This is a genomic window from Pantoea sp. E956-1, from assembly GCF_982223955.1.
The window spans coordinates 159,242-186,079 of sequence record NZ_CEUYZP010000002.1 but is presented as its reverse complement, the minus strand read 5'-3'; the positions used below and the strand labels follow the sequence as shown (position 1 = coordinate 186,079).

Genomic DNA, 26,838 nt, shown 5'->3' with positions numbered 1-26,838 from the left:
CAATTTTCGGATAACGCCCTAATTTTCGCCCTCTTTCACCACCCATTTGTGACAAAGACTACACTTTGATTCTATTGATGATGAAAAGGAGTGCGTCGCGAGTATGCCACAAAACAAGCAAGGATTTTCAATAAAAGTCCTGACGATCAATACACACAAGGGTTTCGCCCCTTTTAATCGCCGCTTCATCCTGCCCGAATTACGCGACGCCGTTCGCGCAACGGAGGCGGATGTGGTCTTTCTGCAGGAGGTGATGGGCACGCATGCCATCCACTCCCTTAACCATGAGGAGTGGCCCGAGTCTCCTCATTATGAGTTTCTGGCCGACACCATATGGAACGATTTCGCCTATGGGCGTAATGCGGTCTATCCGGAGGGTCATCACGGCAATGCGGTGCTGTCTCGCTTCCCGATCGCCGACTATGAGAACCGGGATATCTCGGTGGCGGGCAGTGAAAACCGCGGCATGCTGCACTGCCAGATCGCCCTGCCCGAGCCGCACGGCACGCTGCATGTCATCTGTGTTCATCTGGGCCTGAAAGAGGCGCATCGTCACGCGCAGATGAAGAAAATATGTGAAATGGTCAACTCACTGCCGCCCGACGCGCCGGTGGTGGTGGCGGGCGATTTCAACGACTGGCAGCGACGCGCTAACGCTATCCTGAAACATGGCGCAGGCCTGAAAGAGGTATTCAGCATGAAAACCGGACGCCCGGCGCGCACCTTCCCGGCGCGCTTCCCGATCCTGCGGCTCGACCGCATCTATGTCCGCAACGCCACCGTTAGTCATCCGTGGGCGCTGCCGCGCAAGCCCTGGTCCCATCTTTCCGACCATGCGCCGCTGGCAGTGGAGATTCACCTATGAATTTTAGCTGGCAGGAAGGCAACCGGCTGCTGTTGCTGGAAAATGGCGAAGCATTTTTCCCGCGGGTCTTTGGCGCGATCCAGCGGGCGGAACATACGGTATTAATCGAAACCTTTATTCTGTTTGAGGATGACGTGGGCAACGCCCTGCACCGCGAACTGCTGGCGGCAGCCCAGCGCGGCGTGCGGGTCGAAGTGATGGTAGATGGTTATGGCTCTGCCGAACTCTCCGACAAATTTGTTAACAGCCTGACCAGCGCTGGCGTGCGTTTCATCTATTACGATCCGCGTCCGCTGGTGATGGGGATGCGCACCAACGTTTTCCGCCGTCTGCACCGCAAAACCGTGGTGGTGGATGACGTGGTGGCCTTTGTGGGCGGCATTAACTTCTCGGCCGAGCACAACACCGATTATGGCCCGGAAGCCAAACAGGATTATGCGGTGCAGGTCAAAGGCCCGGTGGTGGGTGACATCGCCCGCTATCTGCAACAGGCGATTGGTAGCGAACAGAATACCCGCCGCTGGTGGGGATCGCGCTCTCATCGTCCGGCGGTGAACGCCACGCCTGGCGATGCTCAGGTGCTCTATGTTTATCGCGATAACGACGAGCATCGCGACGACATCGAAGTCCACTATCTGGAGATGCTGCGCGAGGCGAAGCGGGATGTGATTATCGCTAACGCCTACTTCTTCCCGGGTTACCGGCTGCTGCGTGAGATGCGCAACGCCGCGCAGCGTGGCGTCCGGGTGCGACTGATTGTGCAGGGTGAACCGGATATGCCAATTGTGAAGGTGGGCGCGGAGTTGCTCTACAACTATCTGGTCGATGGCGGCGTCGAAGTCTACGAATATATCCGTCGCCCGCTGCACGGCAAGATCGCGGTAAAAGACGACTACTGGGCCACCGTCGGCTCCAGCAATCTCGATCCGCTCAGCCTGTCACTTAACCTTGAAGCCAATCTGATCATCCACGACAGGCCGTTTAACCAGACGCTGCGTGACAACCTGGAAGCGCTACTGGCCAACGATTGCCAGCGCGTGCAGGAAGATCGCTTACCGCCGCGCAACTGGTGGCAACTGAGTAAAAGCGTGGTGGTGTTCCACTTCCTGCGCCATTTCCCGGCCATTGCTGGCTGGCTGCCGGCGCATACGCCGCTGCTGGCCCAGGTGGATGCGCCGGTACAACCAGAAATGGAGACGCAGGATCGCGTTGAAACTGATAACCCGGGAGCAAAATCCTGATGGCAAAAAAACATCCACGCTGGCAACTGGCAAAAAAGATCCTCACCGTGCTTTTTTTCATCGCGGTGGTGGTTCTGCTGGTGGTCTATGCCCGCAAAGTGAACTGGGAAGATGTTTACGACGTCATCGTTAACTACAACCGCTTTGTGGTGCTGACCGCCGCCGGGCTGGTGGTGCTGAGTTACCTGGTGTATGGCTGCTACGACCTGATCGGCCGCGCCTACTGCGGCCATAAGCTGGCCAAGCGGCAGGTGATGCTGGTGTCATTTATCTGTTACGCCTTTAACCTGACACTGAGCACCTGGGTAGGTGGCGTCGCGATGCGCTACCGACTCTATTCACGCCTGGGTCTGGAGAGCGGCACCATTACCCGCATCTTCTCTCTGAGCATCGCCACTAACTGGCTGGGCTATATTCTGCTGGCAGGCGTGGTGTTCAGTGCGGGCATGGTGTCGATCCCCAGCGGCTGGTTTATTGGTGAGACCACACTGCGGCTGATTGGTGTCGCTCTGCTGGTGCTGGTGGCGATCTATCTGTGGGCCTGTGCCTTTTCAAAGCAGCGTCGCTGGACGATTAAAGGCCAGACGCTGCAGCTGCCCTCGCTGCGCATGGCGCTGCTGCAGTTTGCGGTTTCCTGTGCCAACTGGATGGTGATGGGAGCGATTATCTGGCTGCTGCTGGGACGGGACGTCGGTTATCCGATGGTGCTGGGCGTGCTGCTGATCAGCAGTATTGCCGGGGTAATCATTCATATTCCGGCGGGCATTGGCGTACTGGAAGCGGTCTTCCTGGCGCTGCTTAGCGGTCAGCACGCTTCGCATGGCACTATCATTGCGGCGCTGCTGGCTTATCGCGTGCTCTACTTTATCCTGCCGCTGCTGCTGGCCCTGGTGCTCTATCTGGGGCTGGAGAGTCGGGCGAAGCATCTTCGCCAGAAGAACGAGCAGAAGTTGCAGAAGTCGTAATAAAAAAGGGGAGGCGCAGACAGTGCGCCTCCCCCGCTACTCCCTCAGACTTAACGGCGGTTGCCGAAAATCCGCAGCAGCATCAGGAACAGGTTGATGAAGTCGAGATACAGGGTCAGTGCGCCCATAATCGAGTAGCGACGCAGGTTTTCCGTATCGCGGGCATCGATCTGCTCACCAATATTTTTCAGCTTCTGCGTGTCATAGGCCGTTAACCCCACAAACACCACCACCCCGATGTATGTAATCGCCCACATCAGCGCCGGGCTTTTCAGCCAGAAGTTCACCAGCGACGCCAGCACGATGCCGATCAGCGCCATAAATAGCAGGCTGCCAAAACGGCTGAGATCGCGTTTGGTGGTATAGCCGTAGAAGCTCATCGCGCCAAACATCCCGGCCGTGATAAAGAAGGTGCTGGCGATCGAGGAGTTAGTGTAAACCAGGAAGATACTCGCCATGGTCAGGCCGGTCAGTGCCGAATAGAGCATAAACAGCCCGGTTGCCACGGCCCCGCTCAGGCGATGCACCATACCTGACAGGAAGAAGACCAGCCCCAGCTGCACGATAATCAGCCCGAAGAAGGTGATCCGGTTAGCAAACACCAGCTCCATAATCGCTGGCGTGCGCGCAGCGTACCAGGAGACAAACGCCGTCAGTAACAGACCGCAGGTCATCCAGCCATAGACCTGCGCCATATAGGCTTGTAAACCGCGAGATGCGGATTGAACGATGGAATCATTTCGTGGATATCGGTCCATGATGCACCTCTTGTTAAACGGATGAGGACCGGCTCCACACAGGGAACCGGAGGAATAACCTGGCCTGGCAGGCATACGTTGTTTCTGTTTCAGCCCCTGTGGCCAGCGACAGCGCGACACAACCGCCACGGGCCCGTACGGCCTGATGAGGATGCGCACAGTTCAGGGCCAGCATAACAAGAATAGTCGCCCGGAACTGGCTCTAAGTGTGGCACAGCTCAGCTCAACTGTGCCACAACATGCCGCTTAACGTCGCGACAGACACTGCTGATAACGGCTGTCCACGCGCTGCGCAAACCACGCGGTGGTGAGATTACGGGTAATTTTCGGACTTTCCAGCTTGATGCCCGGCAGCATTTCACGCGGTAACTTTCGACCCGCCATGTTATCCGCCAGGGTAAAGACCTGTTTCCAGAGTTCGCTGTCGCTGAACGACGCTTTCTCCCCTTTTTCCAGATCGCGGCGAATGGCGCTATTGCTCATATCGATCTGCTTCGACAGCGTGCGCACCGCCAGTTCGGTGCCGCCCGCCGCATCCGATCCATAAAGAATCAGATCGCCATCCAGCGCCAGCTTCATGCCGGTGGCGCGTGACACCGCCGCCTGGAACGCCGCATTGCGGCTGGCATACCAGCCCGCATTGTAGTCGGCAAAGCGGTAGAGCGGCTGGCTGTAGTCAGCCGGATAGCCGAGCAGGTGCATCGTCCCGAAGTAGATCCCGCCGTGACGGGTAAAGACTTCACGCCGGATGGTGCCATCGATCGGCCACGGGTAGCCTTTGGCGTGCGCTTCGGCAAACGCAATGCTGACCTGCATCGGCCCGCCGGTGTGGATCGGATTGAGATTACCAAACAGCGTCTGGCCCATCGGCACCATATCGATCAGGTCATCGAAAATGGCGCTCAGCTCTTTCTCACTGCGCACTTTGTCCAGCCGGGCGGCGTAGCTTTCACCGGTGGGCGATTTGATCTGCAGCGCGGTACGCACCAGGAAAGCCGGGACATGCACCTGCGCCGCACGGCGGTTGATCTCGCCCCAGGCGATTTTTGGCAGACCCGGCACGGCAGCCTCGGCGCTGAAGTTGCTCTCCTGATCCGCCACGGCGATCACCGCACAGAGGTTGCTGGCGCTGGGATCGATCTGCTGAGTGCGGAAGGTGGTGTAGATATCGTCGCTCCACGCCGCTTTATTGCTGACGTGCGACGGCAGCAGCCGCTGGATCTGCGCTTTGACATCTTCAGGCTGCCGCACCGGCGCCTCTGGGGTTTTCTTGCTGCTACAACCTGCCAGCACCAGTGCGGCGACCAGTGTCAGACGTTGCAGAATCGGGGTGGATGACATGCCTGTCCTCAGAATGAACCAAAGCTCTACTCTACCATCGCCAGAGTTTCACAGGCAGACGAGAACTGAACTAAGGTTACCTTTTTTACCGTTAAAGGAACTTACGATGTTTAAACTCTGGCCTGTTGCGGCGTTCAGCCTGTTATTAACCGGCTGCGGCGCCAATAATACGCCTGCCCAGGTACACTCTCCAGGCGCCCCCACCTCCTCCTCGCTTAAAGTGCTGGAGACCGGCGCCAGCGTGATGCAGTCACGTCTGCCTATCGACGCCATCAACACTTATCTCGACGGATTCCATTTTTATAACGGCGATAAGAACGGTCAGATGGAGGCGCACCACTATGTCACCGTGCTGAACGACGATGTGATGCAGGCGGTGATTTACGACGGCAACACGCGCGACGCACGGCTGATGGGCGTGGAGTACATTATCAGCGAACGGCTGTTTAACACCCTGCCACCTGAAGAGAAGAAGCTCTGGCACAGCCATCAGTATGAGGTGAAATCGGGCACGCTGATTGCGCCAGGCTTACCGGAAGCCGCCGACCACGCCCTGATGAAGCGCATTGTAAACACCTATGGGAAAACCTGGCACACCTGGCACACCGATCGCGACAAAACGCTGCCGATCGGCATTCCGGCGCTGATGATGGGCTTTACGGAGGATGGTCAGATGGACTCGCGACTGCTGGCGGATCGCGATCGTCGTTTTGACGTTGACAGCAAAAAGATCCGCGCCCAGCGTGCGGACATCGTGGCGCATCCTGCTGCCGCAGGTGCCAACGCCTGGCAACAGGGCCAGGTCATTCAGCTGAAGCGCACCGCCGGCGGCGGCGAACACAGTCACGGTCAGACCGGTTTTGGCGCGGCTGAGCAGCTAAAGCAGCCTTAATCACGCGCTAAGCGTCGTGATGCCTGGTGATGCGGGCAGCGGCGTGTCTGCGGTTAACGGCTCAGCGGGCGGAAGCATTCCGGCCCGCTAAGCCGTTAACGCAATCTTAGTCCCAGCGCTGAGCCGCCTGGTGGTCGCTGTCGCGGGCATCCACCCAGCGATCGCCCTGCTCTGTCGCTTCTCGCTTCCAGAACGGTGCACGGGTTTTCAGGTAATCCATGATGAACTCTGCAGCGGAAAAGGCGCTGCCGCGATGGGCGCTGGTCACGCCCACCAGCACGATTTCATCGCCGGGAAACAGTTCGCCCACGCGATGGATCACCGTGACGCGCTGCAGCGGCCAGCGTTCGCGCGCCGCATCAACAATCTCCTGCAGCGCTTTTTCCGTCATGCCGGGATAGTGCTCCAGCGTCAGTGCCGCGACGTCGTTGCCCAGGTTGTGATTACGGACTTTGCCGGTAAAGGTCACGACCGCACCATCTTCATCACAGGCTGCCAGCCAGCGATACGCTTCCGCCATATCAAAGGACGCAGGGCCGACGCGAATCTGCGTTTCCATCTTAGCCTCCGGTCACGGGCGGGAAAAAGGCCACTTCATCACCGGCGTGCAGCGGGTGACTCATCGGCACCAGCGTCTGATTCACCGCCGCCAGCAGCTTGCCTGACTCGAGCGCCAGCGCCCAGCGGTCATCGCGTTCCGCCAGCGCACTGCGCAGCGCGGCCACATCCGGATAATCGGCACCGACCTCAAGCGATGAGGTGCCGGTCAGCTCACGCACCTGGGCGAAAAATAGCACCTTAATCATGTGCGACCGCCTGGAAATCGCCGCTTTTGCCACCGCTCTTGCTGGTTAACCGAAGCTGATCGATAACGATATCTTTCTGTACCGCTTTGCACATGTCGTAGATGGTCAGCGCGGCAACCGACGCGGCCGTCAGCGCTTCCATCTCCACGCCGGTTTTGCCGGTCAGGCGACAGAGCGTGGTGATGCGAACCCGGCTATGGTCAGGTTCAGCCTCCAGGTTCACTTCCACTTTGCTCAGCATCAGCGGATGACAGAGCGGGATCAGTTCCCAGGTGCGTTTCGCCGCCTGAATACCGGCGATGCGCGCGGTGGCAAAGACATCCCCTTTGTGGTGGCTGCCTTCGATAATCATCTGCAGCGTTTCCGGCTGCATCAGCACCAGCACTTCTGCCCGCGCTTCGCGCACGGTTTCCGCCTTGGCGGAGACATCCACCATGTGCGCTTCGCCCGCGGCGTTAATGTGTGTGAGTTGAGACATACTTACCGTTTCTTGAGATGTGAGACAAAATTACAGGGCGCGGTGCGCGCATCAAGCTGGTCAGCGATGATGCGCTCCCAGACGGTGCGGCAGGCACTGGTGGAACCCGGCACGGCCAGGATCAGCGTCTGATTAGCCAGACCGGCAATCGCGCGCGACTGCAATGTCGAACCGCCAATCTCTTCATAGGAAATCATGCGGAACAGTTCGCCAAATCCATCAATCTCGCGATCGAACAGCGGCAGCAGCGCTTCCGGCGTGCTGTTTTTCAGGTTAAAGCCGGTTCCGCCATTAATAATCACGACCTGGACATCCTCACTGGCGATCCAGCGCGAGACGGTGGCGCGAATACGATAGAGATTGTCCGGCACGATGGCGTGATCGACCACCTCATGTCCCGCTTCCGCTGCGGCTTCGCGCAGATAGTCGCCAGAGGTATCGTCACTGGCATCGCGACGATCTGACACTGTCATCACCGCAATCTGCACTGCCTGAAATTCGCTGGCTGGTTTACCCATACTGCCTCCTGAAATTAGCCGCCAATGTAAGAGAGATTCTGTGTGATGCCGGTGTTGCCCTGATGCAGAAAGTGCGTCTGCTTTTTCTGCCCCAGGCTGCTGGCAATGCGTGCCTGCAGTTCGGCCTGCTGGTCGTCTGACGCCAGCAGATCGCGCAGCGGCACACCGCCGTCACCAAACAGGCAAAGGTGCAGATTACCTTGCGCCGAAACGCGCAGACGGTTGCAGCTGGCACAGAAATCTTTGGCATAAGGCATGATCAGACCAATCTCGCCGACATAATCGGGATGGTAAAAGACCTGCGCCGGGCCGTCGCTGCGTCCGCTCTCACGACGCTGCCAGCCCTGGGCGATCAGCTGATCGCGGATGACCATGCCGGAAACGTGCTGATCGCGGAACAGCGTGCCGCCGTCGCCGGTCTCCATCAGTTCGATAAAGCGCAGCTGAATCGGACGGGTACGGATCCAGTCGAGGAACGTGGCCAGATTACGGCTGTTGAGATCGCGCATCAGCACACTGTTGACTTTGACCTGGCGAAAACCGGCGTCGAGAGCCGCATCAATACCGCTCATGACCTGATGGAATTTATCCTGACCGGTAATGGCGTGAAACTGACGGGCATCCAGGCTGTCGACGCTGACGTTGAGTGCGGTTAACCCCGCGTCACGCCACTGCTTCACGTCGCGCGCCAGCCGGTAGCCATTGGTGGTTACCGCGATCTGGCGAATGGAGGCGTTTTCGCGCACCGCCGCAATGATGTCGGTGAAATCACGGCGCAGCGACGGCTCACCACCGGTCAGCCGCACTTTTTCCGTTCCGGCAGCGGCAAAGGCCCGCGTGACGCGGCGGATTTCATCCAGCGAGAGAAAGCTTTTGTTACGAATTCCCTGCGGCTTGTAGCCGTCAGGGAGACAGTAGGTACAGCGGAAATTACAGACATCCGTGACCGACAGGCGCAGGTAATAGAACTTACGCGCGTATGCATCAGTAAATTGTGACACCAGAACACCTTTCCAGATTGGGAGATGCAGTCATTTCTTCCTGCACCCTGGCAGCTCGATGGCTACGGCCTGAACCCCCTATCCGCAGACGTAGGCATTCAGGCTTGAGTGTACGCTGACCCGTTGATCAGCGCGGTAAGCATGATGGTAGCGTGATTTTCGTCACTCTTCCATTTGCTGTTTTCGCTATATATTCTTATACATATCGAATTTTCACCGCATTTTCGCGACAGGATACGTTAAAATGCGATCCAGATTTTGACGTAAGTCATCCGCGCGGGCTTAGCGATTAGAGCCACGCCACGCGAAGGGATATTAAGGAGAAGTATGAATCGCACACTGGCCGATCTTGATCGCGTTGTGGCACTGGGAGGCGGACACGGTTTAGGCCGCGTCATGTCTGCCCTTTCCCCGCTGGGCTCGCGTCTCACCGGTATCGTCACCACCACCGATAACGGCGGATCGACCGGCCGTATTCGTCGCTCAGAAGGCGGTATCGCCTGGGGCGACATGCGTAACTGCCTTAACCAGTTGATCGCAGAACCCAGCGTCGCCTCGGCGATGTTTGAGTACCGTTTTACCGGTAACGGCGAACTGGCCGGACATAACCTGGGTAATCTGATGCTGCGGGCGCTGGATCATCTCAGCGTTCGTCCGCTGGAAGCGATCAACATCATCCGTAACCTGCTTAAAGTTGACGCCTTTTTAATCCCGATGTCAGAGCAGCCGGTGGATCTGGTGGCGATGGATGTTGAAGGCAACATGGTTTATGGCGAAACGGCGATTGATGAGATGAAGCAGCCGCCGCAGGAGCTGATGCTGCATCCCAACGTCCAGCCAACGCGGGAAGCGCTGCAGGCGATTGGTGAAGCGGATCTGATTCTGATCGGGCCAGGCAGCTTTTATACCAGCCTGATGCCGATTCTGCTGATGGAAGAGATGGCACAGGCACTGCGTCGCACGCCTGCCACCATGGTATTTATCGGCAATCTGGGCCGCGAACTGAGCCCCGCCGCCGCCAGTCTCTCAGTGGCTGACAAGCTGCAGTTGATGGAGCGTTATATCGGTAAGCGGGTGATTGATGCGCTGGTCGTCAGCCCGGCGGTGGACACCCGTGGTATTGAAAACCGGCTGATTGTCCGTGAACCGCTGGAGGCCGCCGACATTCAATATCGTCACGACCGCCAGCTGTTACGGGTGGCGCTGGAACACGCCATTCAGGGCTTTAATGGCGCTACGAGGCCGCAATAAACAGCGTTCGCAGCTCATGCAGCTGATCGCGCACGTTGGCCGCCTGTTCGAACTCCAGGTTCTGCGCATGCTGCTGCATCTGCCCTTCCAGCTCGTGAATTTTCTTCTGCAGGGCCTGCGGCGTTAACAGCTGGAAATCGGCCAGCGCATGGGCTTCGCCAGGTCGGGCTGGTTTCGCTTTGCCGCGGGTTTTCACCACGTTTTTGCCCAGTTCCAGAATATCGGTGATTTTCTTATTCAGGCCCTGCGGCACGATGCCGTTCTGTTCGTTGTGCAACTGCTGTTTCTCACGGCGGCGCTCGGTCTCATCAATGGCACGCGCCATCGACGGCGTGATTTTATCGCCGTAGAGAATCGCCTTACCGTTGATGTTACGCGCCGCACGGCCAATGGTCTGAATCAGCGATCGTTCGGAGCGCAGGAAGCCCTCTTTATCCGCATCGAGAATCGCTACCAGCGACACTTCCGGCATATCCAGCCCCTCACGCAGTAAGTTGATGCCCACCAGCACATCAAACTCGCCCAGACGTAAGTCGCGAATAATCTCCATACGCTCTACCGTGTCGATATCGGAGTGCAGATAACGCACCTTCTCACCATGCTCAGACAGATATTCGGTGAGATCTTCCGCCATGCGTTTGGTCAGCACCGTCACCAGCACACGTTCGTTGATTGCCACGCGCTGACGGATTTCTGACAGCAGATCGTCGACCTGGGTTCCGACCGGGCGCACTTCGATAATCGGATCCAGCAGGCCGGTAGGACGCACCACCTGATCGATCACTTCGTCGCCCGACTTTTCCAGCTCATATTTGCCCGGTGTCGCCGAAACATAGATAGTCTGCGGGGCCAGCGCCTCAAACTCTTCAAACTTCATCGGACGGTTATCCAGCGCCGACGGCAGACGGAAGCCATACTCCACCAGCGTCTCTTTACGCGCCCGGTCGCCTTTGTACATGCCGCCAATCTGCGGAATGGTCACGTGCGACTCATCCACCACCAGCAGGCCATCGGCGGGCAGATAGTCAAACAGCGTCGGTGGCGCTTCGCCCGGTCCGCGTGCGGAGAGGTAGCGTGAGTAGTTCTCAATACCGGAGCAGTAGCCCAGCTCACTCATCATCTCCAGGTCAAACTGGGTACGCTGGGTAATGCGCTGCTCTTCCAGCAGCTTATTGTTCTCCAGCAGCACCCGGCGGCGGTCCGCCAGCTCGACTTTGATATCTTCCATCGCCTGCAGAATACGTTCACGCGGCGTGACGTAGTGCGTCTTGGGGTAGATGGTAAAGCGCGGCACGACCGAATCGATCTGGCCGGTCAGCGGGTCAAACAGCGACAAACGCTCAACCTCTTCGTCAAACAGCTCGACGCGCAGCGCAATGTCGTCCGACTCCGCCGGGAAGATATCGATCACTTCGCCGCGCACCCGGAAGGTGCCGCGCTGAAACGCCTGGTCGTTGCGGGTGTACTGTAGCTCTGACAGACGGCGCAGAATACTGCGCTGATCGATAATCATGCCGCGGGTCAGGTGCAGCATCATTTTCAGATAGAGATCGGGATCGCCCAGACCGTAGATAGCCGAAACCGACGCCACCACAATGACATCGCGCCGTTCCAGCAGCGCCTTGGTGGCCGACAGACGCATCTGTTCGATATGTTCGTTCACCGATGCATCCTTTTCGATAAAGGTGTCGGAGCTCGGCACATAGGCTTCAGGCTGGTAGTAGTCGTAGTAAGAGACGAAAAACTCGACGGCGTTGTCCGGGAAAAACTCTTTCATCTCGCCATAGAGCTGGGCGGCCAGCGTCTTGTTCGGCGCCAGCACCATGGTCGGACGGTTGAGGTCGGCAATCACGTTGGCAACGGTAAACGTTTTACCGGAGCCGGTTACGCCTAATAAGGTCTGATGGGCCAGTCCATCCTCCAGCCCCTCTTCCAGGCGACGGATCGCCTCAGGCTGGTCGCCCGAAGGTTTAAAGGCGGAGTTCAATTTAAAGGCTTTGCTCATGAATGCAGTTCCTGCTGGAGAAGTCGGCGGGCAGGCACTCATTTTACTCTGCTATGGTGATTTTGCCAGAAAATAATACTGGATATAAAAACAGTATTGGTGCAATGTTAACGCCAGCAGGATAGCACCTGATGTCTCTGCAGGCTGGCAGCGTTATCGCTCAGCTTGTTGCGCAATGTTATCCCCAGGCAGGGATCTGATTTAACATTTGTCAATAGAGTGTCACAAAATTACAGTACGGTTACCTGACAGATAATTCTCAGGCTTGTTTTTTGATAACAAACTGATTTTATTAAAATAAGGCTATGAGGCCAGATTCTCGTCATTATGTTACCAGGCCGCGTATTTCCTCGCTTCCAACTGGTTTTCATTACCTAATGCACAAGGTTATCCACAGGAATGGTGGATAAGTGATGGCAGCCCCGACGCCATCAGCTGTGTATAATTTTTCCCTGCCTTCTCACCACCGTGAAAATAATTTTTTTTGCGTTAAATTTCGCGTCGCCTGCTGCCGGATTATTCTGCAATTTTAATCTGTCACCGGGTGCCGCACGCAAATCTTCACACCTCATACTAAGATTCTTAATCGGACTTGCTGCCACGTTACCGTACCTCTGCACCAGAAACAGCGCCCCGAGGCACTGCAAAAGTGCAGGCGCGTGATCACCGTGGGGAATTGATAAGTTTTTCTCACCTTTCTTCCCTGACACGAGGCGCTCCGGCAGGAAACAGGGCCGTTTTTAGATCTGGCCTGGGAATTGCAGGAGTCAGTGGCGTCACCGCGCTGAACGCGCACTGTGCTGCAATGGCGAGGCTGCCGTTGCTGATGACTTGTTTGCCAGACGACAGAGCGCGGAAGCAATCAGGCTAATGATCGGGAAGGAGAGTGTCAGATGCTGAGTTTACGTTCGGTAAATCAATTTTACGGTCAAAATCATATTCTGTGGGATGTGGACCTGGATCTGTCGCCTGGCACCTGCACCGGCATTCTGGGCCGTCCGGGCATGGGTAAAACCACGCTGGTGAACTGCATCATGGGCAGATTGCCGATTAACAGCGGCTCTATCTCCTGGAAAGAGGATGGCTCGCCGCCGGAAGATCTGCTGCTGCAACCGGCTGAACAGCGGGCGCAGATGGGGATTGGCTATGTGCCCCAGGGCCGCCATATTTTCACCCAGATGAGCGTGGAAGATAATCTGCTGATTGCCCTGCTGGCGGGGGCCAGCCAGCGCGACCGCCATCGCGCCATTCCCGAAATGGTGTTCGACCTCTTCCCGGCGCTCTACTCTCTGCGCCAGCAGCGCAGCGGCGATCTGCCGATCGATCAGCAGCAACAGCTGGCTCTGGCGCGCGCGCTGGTGCTGCAGCCCAAACTGCTGATTCTGGATGAGCCGACCGACGGGATGTCGCCATGGCTGGAAGAGGAGATGGGCAATCTGATCCGTCGGCTTAACCTCGACTACGGGCTGACCATCCTGCTACTGGAGCAGCGCCTGTCACTGATCCGGCGCGTGGCGGACTATTTTCTGCTGCTGCACCGCGGCCGCAACGTGGCACAAGGCAGCATGGAACAGCTCGATGACCACACCGTCGATAAATGGCTGACGGTGGCCTGACACTTAGCGCCTGCCCCACCGGGCGTAAGTGTTGCAGGCAGGCTGGAAACGGAGCGCGCAGAACCACCGGAGCGCATACAGAGTGCGCAAGGAGGGTGAGCCCTGCCCGGATTCAGAGGGACAAATTAACTAGCCAGACCAGGCTGTTACTCCGGCAGCGTCAGGTAGTGACCACAGGACGCCTGCTGCGCCGCATCGGTAAGAAACGGGATGGTGCCCAGACAGGGCGCAGGTAACCTATTTTTCAGGCTGGTGAGATACGCCTGATAGCGTTTACCCGGGGGTTCAACGGTGTTGGCGATCCAGCCCACCAGCGGCAGGCCGCTCGCGCGCACCGCGTCAGCGGTGAGTATCGCATGGTTGATGCAGCCGAGCTTAATCCCCACCACCAGAATCACGGGCAGCTTTTCGCTGACCACCCAGTCCGCATAAGTGTGCGTCTCCGATAACGGGGTATACCAGCCGCCCGCACCCTCTACCAGAATCCAGTCCGCCAGTGGCTCCAGCGCCGCCAGACCCGCCGACAGCGCCAGATGGGTGATCGGCCTGCCCTCTTCGGCGCTGACGATGTGCGGCGAGGTCGGCTCAAGAAACGCCAGCGGATTGACCTGCTGATAGGTTAACGGCACGCTGCTGTAGCGCTGCAGCGCCAGGGCATCGCTGTTACGGATGCCCTCTGACGTCATCTCACAGCCTGAGGCAACCGGCTTATAGCCCGCACAGCGATAGCCCGCTGCGGCTGCCGCCTGCAGCAGCCCGCCGCTGGCCACGGTTTTACCGACCTCGGTGTCGGTGCCAGTGATAAACAGGCGTTTCATGATGCGCTTACTCCATAGATTAAATGGTAACTCAGGCGATAACCGTGCCGATCGCGCGGCCAGTGCGCCTCTAACTGGTTGAGCCGTTGTCGGGTTAATACCTGCCCGTCACGCCCCTGGTGCAGATGGGTCGCACCAATCCCCTTCAGGGAGCGCATGGCGCTGATCGCATCGGGAAAATGCAGGGTCACCACCTCTGAGGTACAGCGCAGCTGCTCTGCATGGCAGGCCGCTGCAATCTGTGGCTCGCTGAGAAAGCGGTTGGCATGAGGCAGCGCATCCAGATGGGACCAGGCTTCATGAACCTCCTGCAGCGAACCGTCGCCCAGAGTGGAAAACAGCAGCGTGCCATCAGGCCGCAACACCCGCCGGAACTGGCGCAGCGCTCCGGGCAGATCCTCGCTCCACTGTACCGCCAGGTTGCTCCACACCAGGTCAATCGTGTTATTCGCCAGAGGCAGCGCGTCGATATCACCGGCCAGATAGTGCTGCGCCGCGTTATTGTCCCGCGCCTGTTGCAGCATCTGCGGAGAGAGATCCAGTGCCGTTACCTGTTTGCCACGTTCGCGCCACAGCCTGCTGTACCAGCCGGTGCCACAACCGGCATCCAGCAGGTGCAGACCGCTCTGTGCAGGCGCCTGGGCCAGCAGGGAATCGCCGCTAAGACGTTGCAGCGCTGCATGGGCATCGTAATGGCTGGCCGCCCGGCCAAAGGCGCGTGCCACCGCCAGCTTATCAACCCGCAGCGTCATGCAGCACCTCCAGTAACCGGTCGATATCCTCGGGCCGATGAGCCGCGGTCAGGGTGATGCGCAGCCGGGCCGTCCCCGGCGGCACGGTCGGTGGCCGGATCGCGCTTACCCAGCAACCCGCCTCAGCCAGCCGCTGGGAGAGTGCCATCGCATCACCATTTTCGCCCACCAGCAGCGGCTGAATCGCGCTGCCGGAGTCCATCAGTTGCCACGGCAGCGAAGCCGCACCGCGCCGGAAATGGCCAATGTTCTGTTGCAGTTGCTGGCGCAGGGCATCGCCCTGCTGAACTTCACGCAGCGCCGCCTGCAGCGCGCTAGCCTGCGCCGCGGGCATCGCAGTGGAGTAGATCAGATGTCGGCTGAACTGCAGGAAATAGTCGGCGGTGGCCGCGTCGCACAGCAGCGCGGCACCGCTGACGCCAAAGGCTTTGCCAAAGGTGACCACCAGCAGTTCCGGTTTAACGCCCTGCTGCCAGCAGCTGCCGCGCCCCTGCTCACCCACCACGCCGATGCCGTGTGCATCATCCACCAGCAGCCAGCCCTCTGCCTGTCGCGTCTGTTGCGCCAGGGCGGCCAGCGGCGCACTGTCCCCATCCATGCTGAAAATACCTTCCGTCACCACCAGCGTTTCGCCCTCACAGGGAGAGGCGAGCCGGGCTGCCAGGCTCTCCGGCGCGTTGTGATGGAAACGTCGTAGCTGTGCCGGACTATGGCTGGCGGCGTCGAGCAGCGAGGCGTGGCTGAGTTTATCGGCCAGGATGCGATCGTTTTTCTCGCCCAGCAGATGAATAACCGCCTGATTGGCCGCGAAGCCTGAGATAAACAGCAGCGCACGGTCGTAGCCGAGCCAGTCGGCCAGCTGCGCTTCTAGATCGGCGTGCTGACGGTGATAACCGGTGACATGCCCTGAAGCACCCGCCCCTGCGCCCGCCCGCGCCGCGCCCTGTTGCCAGCCCGCAATCACCGCCGGATGCTGGGTTAAGCCGAGATAATCATTGCTGGAGAAGTGGAGATAGCGGCGGCCGCCGCTGTGCAGCGTGCGGGTCGATTGCTGATCGATTACCCGTCGCTGCCGCCAGCCATCGGCCGCACGGCGCTGCGTCAGCGCCTCACGGATACGTTGCTGCCAGCCCATTACAGCGCCGCGTTGTAGAACTGTTCAGTGTCGGCATGGAATAGCTGCTCGCTGAGTTGCTGCGCCTGCTGCTGATCGCCGTGCTGAGTGTGCGTATGCTCCGGGTTAAGACCCAGTTTGCGGAACAGCACGCGATCTTTATCCTCTTCCGGATTCGGCGTGGTCAGCAGTTTGCAACCGTAGAAAATCGAGTTCGCCCCGGCCATAAAGCACATCGCCTGGGTCTGCTCACTCATCTGCTCACGGCCCGCAGAGAGGCGTACATGCGAGGTCGGCATCATGATGCGCGCCACTGCGATGGTGCGGATAAAATCGAACGGTTCCACGTCATCGTTATCTGCCAGCGGCGTGCCTTTGACCTTCACCAGCATGTTGATCGGTACACTCTCCGGCGGCGTTGGCAGGTTGGCTAACTGCACCAGCAGACCGGCGCGGTCGTTAACGGTTTCGCCCAGGCCGACAATGCCACCCGAACAGACTTTGATGCCGGCGTCGCGCACTTTGCCCAGCGTATCCAGACGTTCCTGATAGCTGCGGGTGGTGATGATGGAGCCGTAGAATTCCGGTGAGGTGTCGAGGTTATGGTTGTAGAAATCGAGACCCGCGCCCGCCAGTCGCTGCGCCTGGTGGTCGCTGAGCGTGCCCAGCGTCATGCAGGTTTCCATTCCCATCGCCTTCACGCCTTCCACCATCTTCTCCAGATAGGGCATATCGCGCTCGTGCGGATTTTTCCACGCGGCACCCATGCAAAAACGGGTTGAACCGGCGGCTTTGGCCTGACGCGCTGAGGTCAGCACCTCTTCCACTTCCATCAGCCGCTCCGACTCCAGGCCGGTCTTGTAGCGCGCGCTCTGCGGGCAGTATTTACAATCTTCCGGACAGGCGCCGGTTTTAATCGACAGCAGAGTACTGACCTGCACCTGGCGCGGATCGAAGTGCTGCCGATGCACCTGCTGCGCGTTAAACATCAGTTCAAGAAACGGTTGATCAAACAGCGCTTGCGCCTGTGCAATTGTCCAGCGTTGAGCCATTACTTACTCCAAAAAGGGTGTCATCCCAACGAAAAGCAGGGTTATACTTGTAAACTATATTTTTTTATTTTGGTTTACAACTCCGATGACTATCCCCGTTTTCTCCTCAGACGATGCCCGCTTTGACCGCCAGCATATCTGGCATCCCTACACCTCCATGCAGGATCCGCTGCCCTGCTATCCGGTGGTCGCCGCTCAGGGTTTTCAGCTGCAGCTGGCCGATGGCCGTGAGCTGGTGGATGGGATGTCCTCGTGGTGGGCGGCGATCCACGGTTACAACCATCCGCGCCTGAACCGGGCGCTGACAGAGCAGGTCACCCAGATGTCGCACGTGATGTTTGGCGGCATTACCCATCCGGCGGCGGTGGCGCTCTGCCGTCAGCTGGTGGCGATGACGCCTGAACCGCTGGAGTGTGTCTTCCTGGCCGATTCCGGCTCGGTGGCGGTGGAAGTGTCGATGAAAATGGCGCTGCAGTACTGGCTGGGGCGTGGCGAGACTCGCCAGCAGTTCCTGACGCTGAAACGCGGCTATCACGGCGATACCTTTGCCGCGATGTCGGTGTGCGACCCCGAGAACTCGATGCACAGCCTGTGGCGCGGCTATCTGCCCGAGCATCACTTTGCGGCGGCCCCGGCCTGCGGCTTTGATAATGAATGGCACCAGCCTGATTTCAATGATTTCGCCAGGCTGATAGAACAGCATCACCGGCAACTGGCAGCCGTCATTCTGGAGCCGATTGTGCAGGGGGCGGGCGGCATGCGTTTCTACCATCCGCGCTATCTGCAGCAGGTACGGGAAGCCTGTGATCGCTATGGCGTGCTGTTGATTGCGGATGAGATCGCCACCGGATTTGGCCGTACCGGCAAACTTTTTGCCTGCGAGCATGCGGGCATTACCCCGGATATTCTCTGCGTCGGCAAAGCGCTGACCGGTGGCATGATGACGCTGGCGGCGACCCTGACTACCCGCGAGGTCGCGGACACCATCAGCCGCAGCGCGGCGGGCTGCTTTATGCATGGCCCGACCTTTATGGGCAATCCGCTGGCCTGCGCGGTCGCGGCAGAGAGCCTGACCATGCTGGCGGAAGGTCACTGGCAGCGCCAGGTGGCGGCAATCGAACAGCAGTTACGGGCTGAGCTGCTGCCGCTGCGCAGTTCACCGCAGGTGGCCGATGTGCGCGTGCTGGGCGCGATTGGCGTAGTGGAAACCCATGAGGCGGTTAATATGGCGGCGCTGCAGCAGTTCTTTGTTGAACAGGGCGTCTGGATCCGGCCTTTTGGCCGGCTGATCTACCTGATGCCACCCTACATCATCACGCCGCAGGCGCTCAGCAGGCTGGTGCAGGCGATTGGCGGCGCGCTGGAGCATTCTCAACATTTTGCCGCCTGAAGCGGGCTGACCGCTGGCACTGGCGACACTTTTAGTTATGATGGCAGGCTATTCATCGACAATTAAGGAGATGTGATGCGCGTTTTTAGTCAGGATTTTAATGACGGCGAGAAGATGCCTGAAAAGCATGTTTTTAACGGCATGGGTTATCAGGGCGAGAATATCTCTCCCCATCTTGCCTGGGAAGCGGCGCCGGAAGGCACCAAAAGTTTTGTGGTGACCTGCTACGATCCTGATGCCCCGACCGGTTCCGGCTGGTGGCACTGGGGGGTGGCGAATATTCCGGCCAGCACGACGTCACTGCCGCAGGGTGCCGGCTCCGGCAAAGCGTCACTGCCAGCAGGCGCAATCCAGACCCGTACCGATTTCGGTCAGGCGGGCTACGGTGGCGCGGCGCCGCCACAGGGCGAAACCCATCGCTACATTTTCACCGTGCATGCGCTGGATGTGGAGACGATTGAAGTAGATGAAGGCGCCAGTGGCGCAATGGTCGGCTTTAATGTGCATTTCCATGCACTGGCGAGCGCCTCGCTGACCGTGAATTATCAGTAATTCAGCACGCCTCTCCCTGACAGGAGAGGCGTTTTTCGTAGCGGGTTACGCCTGTAACTGATGAATCACAACCCACATCGGGCCCTGCCCCACCGCATAACGTCCCAGCGGCTTTAACAGCCCTTTCGGTTCGGTAATCCCATACACTTCGATGTGATGAGATTTCTGTCCCGCCGCCACCAGATAGCGTCCGCTGTGATCGATATTAAATCCGCGCGGCTGCGTTTCCGTCGGCTGGAACCCTTCCAGGGTCAGCTCATCGCCCAGGTCGCTGACGCTGAAGACTGCCAGCGTGCTGCTGGTGCGATCGCAGGCATAGAGGAAACGGCCATCCGGCGTCAGATGAATATCGGCTGCCCAGCGCGTACCGCTGAAGTCAGGCGGCATCATATCCAGCGTCTGCACGCTTTCTGCTTCGCCTTCGCCCGTATTTAATGCCCAGACCTCAACCGTGCTGTCGAGCTCGTTCACGCAGTAAGCGTACTGACCGCCCGGATGGAACTGCATATGTCGCGGGCCAGCGCCTTCTACCGTCGTGACCTGCGTCTGTTTACGCGGCGTCAGCTGACCGTCTTCGCCCAGCGTAAACAGGCAGATACGGTCCTGCTTCAGAGCCGGCACGTAGAGCGTCTTGTTGTCGTTATCGATGTTGGCCGAGTGACAGCCATCCAGTCCGTTGATCACCTGCAGCGGAGCCTGCGGAATGCCGTCATCGCCAATCGGGCTGACGCTGACGCAGGCATCATTGTAGGAGCCGCAGAACAGGAACCTGCCCTGACGATCGGTGGAAATGTGAGTCGGGCTGCCGGGCAACGGCGCCTGACCCGCTTCGGTCAGCGTGCCATCGGCGGCGATGCGAAACGCCAGCACGCGGAAATTGGGACGCACACCAACATAGAGAAAGTCGCGGTTCGGACTCACCACCATCGGCTGAACCTGGCCGGCGACATCGGTCACCTGAAGCAACGTCAGCCCACCCTCATCATTCATCTGCCAGACGTGGATCTGCTGGCTCTCGGGACTGGCGGTGTAGACAACTTGTTTCATGCATTCTCCTTTTTTGCTGCCTGATCATGATCTGTGAATCACTGTAGCCTGTTTTATTGCCCTGCGCTGGGATCATTTGTGCCCTGTTTTTTGTCTCCAGGCCGTGGTGAGGTGTAGACTTCAGCCCCTGCAAACCAGGAAAAACGAGAGGATTAATGAGCTACCGTGTAATTGCCCTCGACCTCGACGGCACGCTGCTGACCCCAGCCAAAACGATTCTGCCGCAGTCAATCGAAGCGCTAAATCAGGCACGCCAGGCGGGCGTTCATGTCGCAATCGTGACCGGACGCCATCACTGCGCTATCCACCCTTTTTATCAGGCGTTACAGCTGGAGACACCCGCAATCTGCTGTAATGGCACCTATTTGTATGATTACCAGGCGAAAAAGGTGCTGGCGTCCGATCCCCTCGACCCGCAACTGGCGTTACAGGTGATTGAGATGCTGAATCAGCAGCAGATTCACGGATTGCTCTACGTGGATGATGCGATGCTCTATCAGACCCCAACCGGCCACGTGATACGCACCCTGAAGTGGGCCGAATCGCTGCCTGCCCACCAGCGTCCACTGTTCCGCCAGGTGCCCGACTTAGCCCAGGCGGCACGCGATGCCGGTTCGATCTGGAAGTTTGCCCTGTCGCACAACAACATCCCGGAACTGCAGCAGTTCGCCACCAGAGTCGAAGCGGAACTGGGGCTGGCCTGCGAATGGTCGTGGCACGATCAGGTTGATATCGCCAAAGGCGGCAACAGCAAGGGCAAACGACTGGCGCAGTGGGTTGAATCACTGGGGCTGAGTATGTCCGATGTGATCGCATTCGGTGATAACTATAACGATCTCAGCATGCTGGAAACCGCCGGTCTGGGCGTGGCGATGGGCAATGCTGATGAAGCGATCAAAGCGCGGGCAAAAAAAGTGATCGGCACTAACCTCGAAACCGGTATCGCCGATACCCTCTATCAGTACGTGTTGTAATCAGGGCGTCACCGAGACGCTTTTGATCTGGGCATAAAGCCACTGATCCGGCCGGATGCCCAGCTCATCCCGCGCCCACGGCGTAATGCGCGCCCAGAGTTCGCTGATGCCGATGCGCAGCTTCACCTCAACCTGGTCCCCGACCTCCAGCAATTCCACCACCTGTGCCGGTAAAATGTTGCGGATGGAGCTGTGTTGCGGCGGTTGCAGCGCCAGCGAGACATCGGCTGAGGCAATGCGAATACGCAGCGGGGTTTTAACCGGCTGATTCACCCGGCTGACCCAGATGTGCTGATCGCCCAGCGACAGCGCGGTCATCGGGTAGTCGGGATGCTGCTCCAGCACCTGCACCCGCAGCACGCTGGTCAGTTCACTCACCGGCAGCCAGGGCCGCATCGCGCTGCTGCTCCAGACCCGCTCCAGCGGACCACAGGCTTTAACCTTGCCCGCATCCAGCACCAGCACGTTATCAGCCAGCTGCAGGATCTCCTCCAGACTGTGCGAAACGTAGAGCATCGGAATATCGACCTGCTTCGCCAGCTTTTGCAGATACGGCATCAGTTCACGTTTACGTGGCAGATCCAGTGACGCCAGTGGCTCATCCAGCAGCAGCATATCCGGTGCGGTCAACAGCGCACGGCCAATCGCGACCCGCTGCTTTTCCCCGCCCGACAGCGACAGCGGAAAGCGTGGCAGCAGCGCCTGCAGACCCAGCAGTGAGACCAGGCTGTCGAACTGCGCTTTCATCGCCGGAGCCATACCATATTGCAGGTTGCCACGGACCCGATAGTGCGGGAACAGCCGCGCATCCTGGAACACATACCCGATACGCCGCTTTTCCGGCGGCAGCGCAATCTTCTGCTCTGCATCAAACAGCAGGCGATCGTGTAGCTGGATCCGTCCCCGCTGCGGCTGGGTCAGTCCGCTAATCGCGTTAATCAGGGAGGTTTTCCCGGCGCCGGACACGCCGAAAATGGCGGTGATCCCTTTGGCCGGGATCTGCAGGTCGACCTCCAGCACGTGATCACCCTGCTGCTGCATAAAGTTGAGTGATAGCATCAGCTTCCCATCCGCTTACGGCCTGCACGGGCCAGCCACTCCGACGCCAGCAGAGACGCCATGGCCAGTACGATCGCGATGACGCAGAGCCGTGCCGCCGCCCCTTCCGCACCCGGTGTCTCTATCAGGGTAAACATCGCCAGTGGCAACGTGCGCGTCTCGCCGGGAATATTAGAAACAAAGGTGATGGTGGCGCCGAACTCGCCCAGCGATCGGGCAAACGCCAGCACCGTTCCGACGATCACGCCCGGCAAGGTCAGCGGGAGCGTGATGGTGAAAAAGACCCGCCAGCGTCCGGCGCCCAGCGTGCGCGCCGCCTGCTCCAGCCGGCTATCCACCGCCTCCAGCGCCAGCCGGATGGCGCGCACCATCAACGGAAAAGCGATCACGGCAGAAGCCAGTGCGGCACCGCGCCAGCTGAAAGCAAAGCTGAAGCCGAACCAGTCATAAAGCTTCTCGCCTATGATGCCGCGCCGGCCAAGGCTAATCAGCAGCAGATACCCCACCACCACCGGCGGCAGCACCAGCGGCAGATGGATCAGGCTGTCGAGCAGCGCTTTACCAGGAAAACGGCAGCGCACCAGAATCCAGGCCATCAGGATGCCAAACGGCAGGCTACCGAGCACGGCAATGCCAGAGACTTTAAGGCTAAGCAGTACCGCCTGCCATTCGGGATCGCTGAGTATCATTTCGTCGGTGTGAATCCATAATGTTTGAAAATAGCCGCGGCCTGCGGCCCTTTCAGATAATCATAAAATGCTTTAACCGTGGCAGTGTCGTGATCGTTCACGATCGCCATCGGATATTCTACGGGTTTATGACTGGTTGCCGGAAAATGCCCGACGACCTGCACTTTGTCGCTGGCGACCGCGTCAGAACCATAGACAATGCCATAAGGCGTTTCGTTACGCTCGACCAGCGCCAGCGCCGCCCGTACATTATTGGCTGGCGCTAGCGAAGGTGCAACGCTCTGCCAGGCACCCAGCGTTTGCAGCGCCTCTTTGGCGTAGATGCCCGCGGGAACGTGGTCCGGATCGCCGACCGCCAGACGCTCACCGTGCAGCAATGTTTTCCAGTCGGTCTGCGGGTTCAGCGTCACCGCTTTGGCTGCGGCACTGCGTGGCGCAATCAGCACCAGATCGTTACCCAGCAGGGTATAGCGGCTGCTGGTAATCACACTTTTTTTCGCCACCGCATCATCCATCCACTGCTGATCGGCAGAGATAAAGAGATCGGCAGGTGCACCCTGCTCAATCTGGCGCGCCAGCGTTGAAGAGGAGGCGAATGAGGAGACCACTGTCACGCCCTTTTCTTCTTTGTAATGGCTGGCAATATCCTGCATCGCGTTGGTCAGAGAAGCGGCGGCAAACACGGTAATGTTTTCGGCGGCCACAGCCTGCCCGGCCAGCGAAACAGTGATCAGGGCCGCTGCGCCCCAGCGATAGTGATTTAATGACATGATCTTCTCCGGCTATTCGTTGTGTAGCGGATAATATAACGCAATGTCAGACAGGTTTAGCAAATTATCGGCAGGAGGAACAAAAGGTTGAATCGGGGCGAGGTAAAACGACCGCGCCCGCACAGATGGCGGGCGCGGCAGGCATTAATTCTGCGTACGGGCTGAAGATTTTTCGCGATGACCCACTTTAGAGAAGATGTTAAATACTTCACCCAGGCCATAAATCATACCCAGCATCAGCGCCATCACCACAGGCACCATCAGTATGGCGACGGCGAGGCTTTTAAGTAATTCCAGCATGGAGAGTCTCACTCTGCTAACAAAAAAGAGATTGTAACGGGTCAGCAAAATTTTGCGCAGCCCTTTTCGTGCTTTTACTTTGGTCACAAAACGCCGCTATCATCGGCCTTCGCCTTAACCCTTAGCCGGAGCTGCCATGGAAGCCGAACTGTCCCTTCATATCCGTTTACAACAGAAACTGTTTGCCGATCCGCGACGTATTGCGCTGCTGAAACGTATTCAGCAGACCGGGTCGATCAGTCAGGGTGCGAAGCTGGCCGGCATCAGCTACAAAAGTGCCTGGGATGCCATTAATGAGATGAACCAGATGGCGGATGAAACGCTGGTGGAGCGGGCCACTGGCGGCAAAGGCGGCGGGGGTGCAATGCTGACCCGCTACGGTGAACGCCTGATTCAGTTGTTCCAGCTGATGGAGCAGATCCAGCAGAAAGCCTTTGATGCGTTGCAGCAGGATACGTTACCGCTCGACAGTCTGCTGGCCGCCATCGCCCGTTTCTCTCTGCAGACCAGCGCACGTAACCAGCTGTTTGGCACCGTCGTCAGCAATGACGCACAGCAGGTAGTCCAGCATCTGCTGATTCAACTGGCCGATGGCGTCACACAGCTTAGCGTGGCGCTGACACAGCGCAGCGCCGATCGCCTGCAACTGACCGCGGGTAAAGAGGTTCTGGTGCTGATCAAGGCGCCGTGGATCCGCATCAGTCGTGACGCCGCAGAGGATGACAATCAGCTGGCAGCGACAGTCAGTGCTATCGAACCCGGCGAGCAGATGAGCGAAGTGCTGATGCAGCTTGCCAGCGGCGAAACCCTGTGCGCGACCCTGAGCAATGATCAACTGCAGCAACTGAAGCTGCAGCCCGGCGACGCCGTGATCGCCAGTTTTAATGCGGAAAATGCCATCGTCGCCACCCTGCTCTAGCCGTTGAGTTGACTTCATTACAGGCAATGGTTACAACTCAGTGACACGATGCAAAAAATGGAACAGAACATGGCTTCATTGCACATTTCGCAAGGCACATTTCGTCTTAGCGATACCCGGATACTGAGCCTGAATCAGGTGGAACTGCAGCGCGGCGAAAGCTGGGCGTTTGTCGGAGCCAACGGCAGCGGCAAATCATCACTGGCGCGTGCACTCTCTGGTGAGCTTCCGCCGCTGACCGGTTCAGTCAGCAGCGATTTCAGACGGCCGGTCCGGCTGTCGCTGGAGCAGCTACAAACCCTGGTGGCGCAGGAGTGGCAGCGCAACAACACCGATATGCTCAGCGAAGGTGAAGAGGATACCGGGCTGACCGTGGCAGAGGTGATTCAGGCGGAGGTGCAGCAGCCCGGGCGCTGCGAGCAGCTGGCACAGCAGTTCGGCATCGAAGCGCTGCTTTCACGCCGCTTCAAATATCTCTCTACCGGCGAAACCCGCAAAACCCTGCTCTGTCAGGCATTGATGAACCAGCCAGATTTGCTGATTCTGGATGAGCCGTTTGACGGGCTGGATGTGGCGTCGCGCGCCAGCCTGACCGATACGCTGCGCAGCCTGCAGCAGCCGACATTTACCTTGGTGCTGGTGCTCAATCGCTTTGACGATATTCCCGATTTTATTCAACAGGTTGGCGTGCTGGCGGAGTGTACCCTCACCCACAGCGGGCCACGCCAGGCCATTTTAACGGAAGCGCTGGTGGCGCAGCTGGCACACAGTGAACAGCTGATGGGCATGGCGTTACCTGAGGCGGATGCGCCGGATCAGTTGCCCTCGCTGGCGGATGATGCGCCGCGCGTTATCCTGCGCAACGGTATCGTCTCGTATAACGATCAGCCAGTCATTCAGGGGCTGAACTGGCAGGTCAACGCCGGCGAGCACTGGCAGATCACCGGTCCGAACGGCGCCGGAAAATCGACCCTGCTCAGCCTGGTGACCGGCGATCATCCTCAGGGCTACAGCAATGATTTAACCCTGTTTGGCCGCCGTCGCGGCAGTGGCGAAACCATCTGGGACATCAAGCAGCATATTGGCTATGTCAGCAGCAGCCTGCATCTCGATTACCGCGTCAGCACCAATGTGCGCACGGTGATCCTGTCGGGCTTCTTCGACTCTATTGGTCTCTATCAGGCGGCTTCTGACCGGCAAAAAGCGCTGGCGCAGCAGTGGCTGGCGCTGCTGGGGATGGATAACGGACAGGCCGATGCGCCATTTCACTCGCTTTCATGGGGACAGCAGCGGCTGGTGCTGATTGCCCGCGCGCTGGTTAAGCATCCGACGCTGCTGATACTGGATGAGCCACTACAGGGACTCGACCCGATTAACCGCCAGCTGGTGCGGCGCTTTGTCGATGTGCTGATTGGCGAGGGACGGACTCAGTTGCTGTTTGTTTCGCATCACGCGGAAGATGCGCCCGCCTGCATCACACATCGCCTGAGCTTTATCACCCATGACGGCGGCTATCACTATCAGCAGGAAACCCTGCACTAACGCTCTTGCTACGTATCACCCAACGCCGCTGCTGCGGCGTCTAAATGCGCCCTAGTGTAAACGCTACCATTCATCATCGCCTTTCATGCCGTATTCCCGCACACAATGCCACAAAATAAGAAT

At 58.6% G+C, this 26,838-nt stretch carries 29 protein-coding genes and 1 riboswitch; of the genes, 11 read left to right on the top strand and 18 right to left on the bottom strand.

All coding sequences use genetic code 11. The features are described from left to right. The first annotated feature begins 103 nt into the window (after positions 1 to 103). From AC0T7J_RS08400 to AC0T7J_RS08390, 3 genes are read left to right on the top strand one after another with little or no spacing between them, the layout of a single operon-like run. Positions 104 to 865, top strand: coding sequence for an endonuclease/exonuclease/phosphatase family protein (locus tag AC0T7J_RS08400; RefSeq protein ID WP_039387699.1), 762 nt, complete (start codon positions 104 to 106; stop codon positions 863 to 865). Then, on the top strand, positions 862 to 2,106 hold the full coding sequence (gene clsB / locus AC0T7J_RS08395) for a cardiolipin synthase ClsB (RefSeq protein WP_473793429.1): 1,245 nt from the start codon (positions 862 to 864) through the stop codon (positions 2,104 to 2,106). Before AC0T7J_RS08400 ends, clsB begins: the two co-directional genes overlap by 4 nt. Further along, positions 2,106 to 3,071 (top strand): lysylphosphatidylglycerol synthase domain-containing protein, encoded by a 966-nt coding sequence (locus AC0T7J_RS08390; protein WP_473793427.1) that lies wholly within the window; start codon positions 2,106 to 2,108, stop codon positions 3,069 to 3,071. The genes clsB and AC0T7J_RS08390 overlap by 1 nt, the downstream gene beginning before the upstream one ends. Before the next feature lie 50 nt (positions 3,072 to 3,121). Here AC0T7J_RS08390 and AC0T7J_RS08385 read toward each other — a convergent pair whose 3' ends face one another. Then, positions 3,122 to 3,829 carry a Bax inhibitor-1/YccA family protein gene (locus AC0T7J_RS08385; RefSeq protein ID WP_010260256.1) on the bottom strand — a complete coding sequence of 236 codons (708 nt, stop codon included), beginning with the start codon at positions 3,827 to 3,829 and terminating at the stop codon, positions 3,122 to 3,124. A 246-nt stretch (positions 3,830 to 4,075) separates the two neighbouring features. Further along, positions 4,076 to 5,170 carry a DUF1615 domain-containing protein gene (locus AC0T7J_RS08380; protein WP_207091482.1) on the bottom strand — a complete coding sequence of 365 codons (1,095 nt, stop codon included), beginning with the start codon at positions 5,168 to 5,170 and terminating at the stop codon, positions 4,076 to 4,078. Between the two features lie 106 nt (positions 5,171 to 5,276). On the opposite strand from AC0T7J_RS08380, the gene AC0T7J_RS08375 reads away from it, so the two are divergent. Beyond that, on the top strand, positions 5,277 to 6,062 hold the full coding sequence (locus AC0T7J_RS08375) for an OBAP family protein (RefSeq protein WP_473793425.1): 786 nt from the start codon (positions 5,277 to 5,279) through the stop codon (positions 6,060 to 6,062). Between the two features lie 106 nt (positions 6,063 to 6,168). On the opposite strand, the gene moaE is transcribed toward AC0T7J_RS08375, so the two are convergent. The 5 genes from moaE to moaA form a co-directional block, all read right to left on the bottom strand. After that, a complete protein-coding gene (gene moaE, locus AC0T7J_RS08370) occupies positions 6,169 to 6,621 on the bottom strand; it encodes a molybdopterin synthase catalytic subunit MoaE (protein ID WP_473793423.1) in 453 nt (150 codons plus the stop codon). 1 nt (position 6,622) lies between these two features. Continuing rightward, on the bottom strand, positions 6,623 to 6,868 hold the full coding sequence (gene moaD / locus AC0T7J_RS08365; RefSeq protein WP_022626012.1) for a molybdopterin synthase sulfur carrier subunit: 246 nt from the start codon (positions 6,866 to 6,868) through the stop codon (positions 6,623 to 6,625). Next, on the bottom strand, positions 6,861 to 7,346 hold the full coding sequence (moaC, locus tag AC0T7J_RS08360) for a cyclic pyranopterin monophosphate synthase MoaC (RefSeq protein ID WP_473793420.1): 486 nt from the start codon (positions 7,344 to 7,346) through the stop codon (positions 6,861 to 6,863). The genes moaD and moaC overlap by 8 nt, the downstream gene beginning before the upstream one ends. Positions 7,347 to 7,348: 2 nt before the next feature. Then, the gene (moaB, locus tag AC0T7J_RS08355; RefSeq protein WP_418156541.1) at positions 7,349 to 7,864 is read right to left on the bottom strand and encodes a molybdenum cofactor biosynthesis protein B; all 516 of its coding nucleotides are present in this window, start codon (positions 7,862 to 7,864) and stop codon (positions 7,349 to 7,351) included. 14 nt (positions 7,865 to 7,878) lie between these two features. Then, positions 7,879 to 8,865: a GTP 3',8-cyclase MoaA gene (moaA, locus tag AC0T7J_RS08350; RefSeq protein WP_473793418.1), complete on the bottom strand. Its 987-nt coding sequence runs from the start codon at positions 8,863 to 8,865 to the stop codon at positions 7,879 to 7,881. Then, positions 8,855 to 8,988: riboswitch (molybdenum cofactor riboswitch) on the bottom strand. Its footprint overlaps the gene before it by 11 nt. A gap of 204 nt (positions 8,989 to 9,192) precedes the next feature. Here moaA and AC0T7J_RS08345 point away from each other — a divergent pair. Beyond that, positions 9,193 to 10,116, top strand: a complete 924-nt coding sequence (locus AC0T7J_RS08345) for a gluconeogenesis factor YvcK family protein (RefSeq protein ID WP_473793417.1) — start codon at positions 9,193 to 9,195, stop codon at positions 10,114 to 10,116. On the opposite strand, the gene uvrB is transcribed toward AC0T7J_RS08345, so the two are convergent. Together uvrB and AC0T7J_RS08335 are read right to left on the bottom strand one after the other, a co-directional pair. After that, positions 10,100 to 12,121: an excinuclease ABC subunit UvrB gene (gene uvrB, locus AC0T7J_RS08340; RefSeq protein ID WP_473793416.1), complete on the bottom strand. Its 2,022-nt coding sequence runs from the start codon at positions 12,119 to 12,121 to the stop codon at positions 10,100 to 10,102. The two genes, AC0T7J_RS08345 and uvrB, sit on opposite strands and share 17 nt — an antisense overlap. Before the next feature lie 431 nt (positions 12,122 to 12,552). Further along, complete coding sequence (locus tag AC0T7J_RS08335; protein ID WP_473793415.1) at positions 12,553 to 12,831, bottom strand: hypothetical protein; 279 nt, start codon at positions 12,829 to 12,831, stop codon at positions 12,553 to 12,555. Between the two features lie 183 nt (positions 12,832 to 13,014). On the opposite strand from AC0T7J_RS08335, the gene AC0T7J_RS08330 reads away from it, so the two are divergent. Continuing rightward, positions 13,015 to 13,737 carry an ABC transporter ATP-binding protein gene (locus AC0T7J_RS08330; RefSeq protein WP_010260222.1) on the top strand — a complete coding sequence of 241 codons (723 nt, stop codon included), beginning with the start codon at positions 13,015 to 13,017 and terminating at the stop codon, positions 13,735 to 13,737. Positions 13,738 to 13,883: 146 nt separating this feature from the next. On the opposite strand, the gene bioD is transcribed toward AC0T7J_RS08330, so the two are convergent. Genes bioD through bioB form a run of 4 tightly spaced genes read right to left on the bottom strand, consistent with a single transcriptional unit; the run spans position 13,884 to position 17,473 of the window. Then, positions 13,884 to 14,555, bottom strand: coding sequence for a dethiobiotin synthase (bioD, locus tag AC0T7J_RS08325; protein WP_473793414.1), 672 nt, complete (start codon positions 14,553 to 14,555; stop codon positions 13,884 to 13,886). Beyond that, positions 14,552 to 15,307: a malonyl-ACP O-methyltransferase BioC gene (gene bioC / locus AC0T7J_RS08320; protein ID WP_473793413.1), complete on the bottom strand. Its 756-nt coding sequence runs from the start codon at positions 15,305 to 15,307 to the stop codon at positions 14,552 to 14,554. Before bioC ends, bioD begins: the two co-directional genes overlap by 4 nt. Then, complete coding sequence (bioF, locus tag AC0T7J_RS08315) at positions 15,291 to 16,442, bottom strand: 8-amino-7-oxononanoate synthase (RefSeq protein ID WP_473793412.1); 1,152 nt, start codon at positions 16,440 to 16,442, stop codon at positions 15,291 to 15,293. The genes bioC and bioF overlap by 17 nt, the downstream gene beginning before the upstream one ends. Further along, positions 16,442 to 17,473: a biotin synthase BioB gene (gene bioB / locus AC0T7J_RS08310; protein WP_473793411.1), complete on the bottom strand. Its 1,032-nt coding sequence runs from the start codon at positions 17,471 to 17,473 to the stop codon at positions 16,442 to 16,444. The genes bioF and bioB overlap by 1 nt, the downstream gene beginning before the upstream one ends. A gap of 85 nt (positions 17,474 to 17,558) precedes the next feature. Between bioB and bioA the strand changes: the two genes are divergently transcribed. Further along, entirely contained in the window at positions 17,559 to 18,863 is a 1,305-nt protein-coding gene (gene bioA, locus AC0T7J_RS08305) for an adenosylmethionine--8-amino-7-oxononanoate transaminase (protein WP_473793410.1), read from the top strand. A 75-nt stretch (positions 18,864 to 18,938) separates the two neighbouring features. After that, a complete protein-coding gene (locus AC0T7J_RS08300) occupies positions 18,939 to 19,415 on the top strand; it encodes a kinase inhibitor (RefSeq protein ID WP_473793409.1) in 477 nt (158 codons plus the stop codon). Positions 19,416 to 19,460: 45 nt separating this feature from the next. On the opposite strand, the gene pgl is transcribed toward AC0T7J_RS08300, so the two are convergent. Continuing rightward, positions 19,461 to 20,462, bottom strand: a complete 1,002-nt coding sequence (pgl, locus tag AC0T7J_RS08295; protein ID WP_473793408.1) for a 6-phosphogluconolactonase — start codon at positions 20,460 to 20,462, stop codon at positions 19,461 to 19,463. Positions 20,463 to 20,617: 155 nt separating this feature from the next. Here pgl and AC0T7J_RS08290 point away from each other — a divergent pair, with 155 nt between their 5' ends. Continuing rightward, the gene (locus tag AC0T7J_RS08290; RefSeq protein WP_473793407.1) at positions 20,618 to 21,436 is read left to right on the top strand and encodes a pyridoxal phosphatase; all 819 of its coding nucleotides are present in this window, start codon (positions 20,618 to 20,620) and stop codon (positions 21,434 to 21,436) included. On the opposite strand, the gene modC is transcribed toward AC0T7J_RS08290, so the two are convergent. The 4 genes from modC to AC0T7J_RS08270 form a co-directional block, all read right to left on the bottom strand. After that, positions 21,437 to 22,495: a molybdenum ABC transporter ATP-binding protein ModC gene (modC, locus tag AC0T7J_RS08285; RefSeq protein ID WP_473793406.1), complete on the bottom strand. Its 1,059-nt coding sequence runs from the start codon at positions 22,493 to 22,495 to the stop codon at positions 21,437 to 21,439. It abuts the gene before it with no gap. Beyond that, positions 22,495 to 23,184, bottom strand: coding sequence for a molybdate ABC transporter permease subunit (gene modB, locus AC0T7J_RS08280; RefSeq protein WP_473793405.1), 690 nt, complete (start codon positions 23,182 to 23,184; stop codon positions 22,495 to 22,497). Before modB ends, modC begins: the two co-directional genes overlap by 1 nt. Further along, on the bottom strand, positions 23,181 to 23,954 hold the full coding sequence (gene modA / locus AC0T7J_RS08275) for a molybdate ABC transporter substrate-binding protein (RefSeq protein WP_473793404.1): 774 nt from the start codon (positions 23,952 to 23,954) through the stop codon (positions 23,181 to 23,183). Before modA ends, modB begins: the two co-directional genes overlap by 4 nt. 144 nt (positions 23,955 to 24,098) lie before the next feature. Further along, positions 24,099 to 24,254: an AcrZ family multidrug efflux pump-associated protein gene (locus AC0T7J_RS08270; protein ID WP_473793402.1), complete on the bottom strand. Its 156-nt coding sequence runs from the start codon at positions 24,252 to 24,254 to the stop codon at positions 24,099 to 24,101. Positions 24,255 to 24,390: 136 nt separating this feature from the next. Here AC0T7J_RS08270 and modE point away from each other — a divergent pair, with 136 nt between their 5' ends. After that, positions 24,391 to 25,173, top strand: a complete 783-nt coding sequence (gene modE, locus AC0T7J_RS08265; RefSeq protein ID WP_473793401.1) for a molybdenum-dependent transcriptional regulator — start codon at positions 24,391 to 24,393, stop codon at positions 25,171 to 25,173. A 69-nt stretch (positions 25,174 to 25,242) separates the two neighbouring features. After that, a complete protein-coding gene (modF, locus tag AC0T7J_RS08260; RefSeq protein WP_473793399.1) occupies positions 25,243 to 26,715 on the top strand; it encodes a molybdate ABC transporter ATP-binding protein ModF in 1,473 nt (490 codons plus the stop codon). Positions 26,716 to 26,838: the final 123 nt, after the last annotated feature.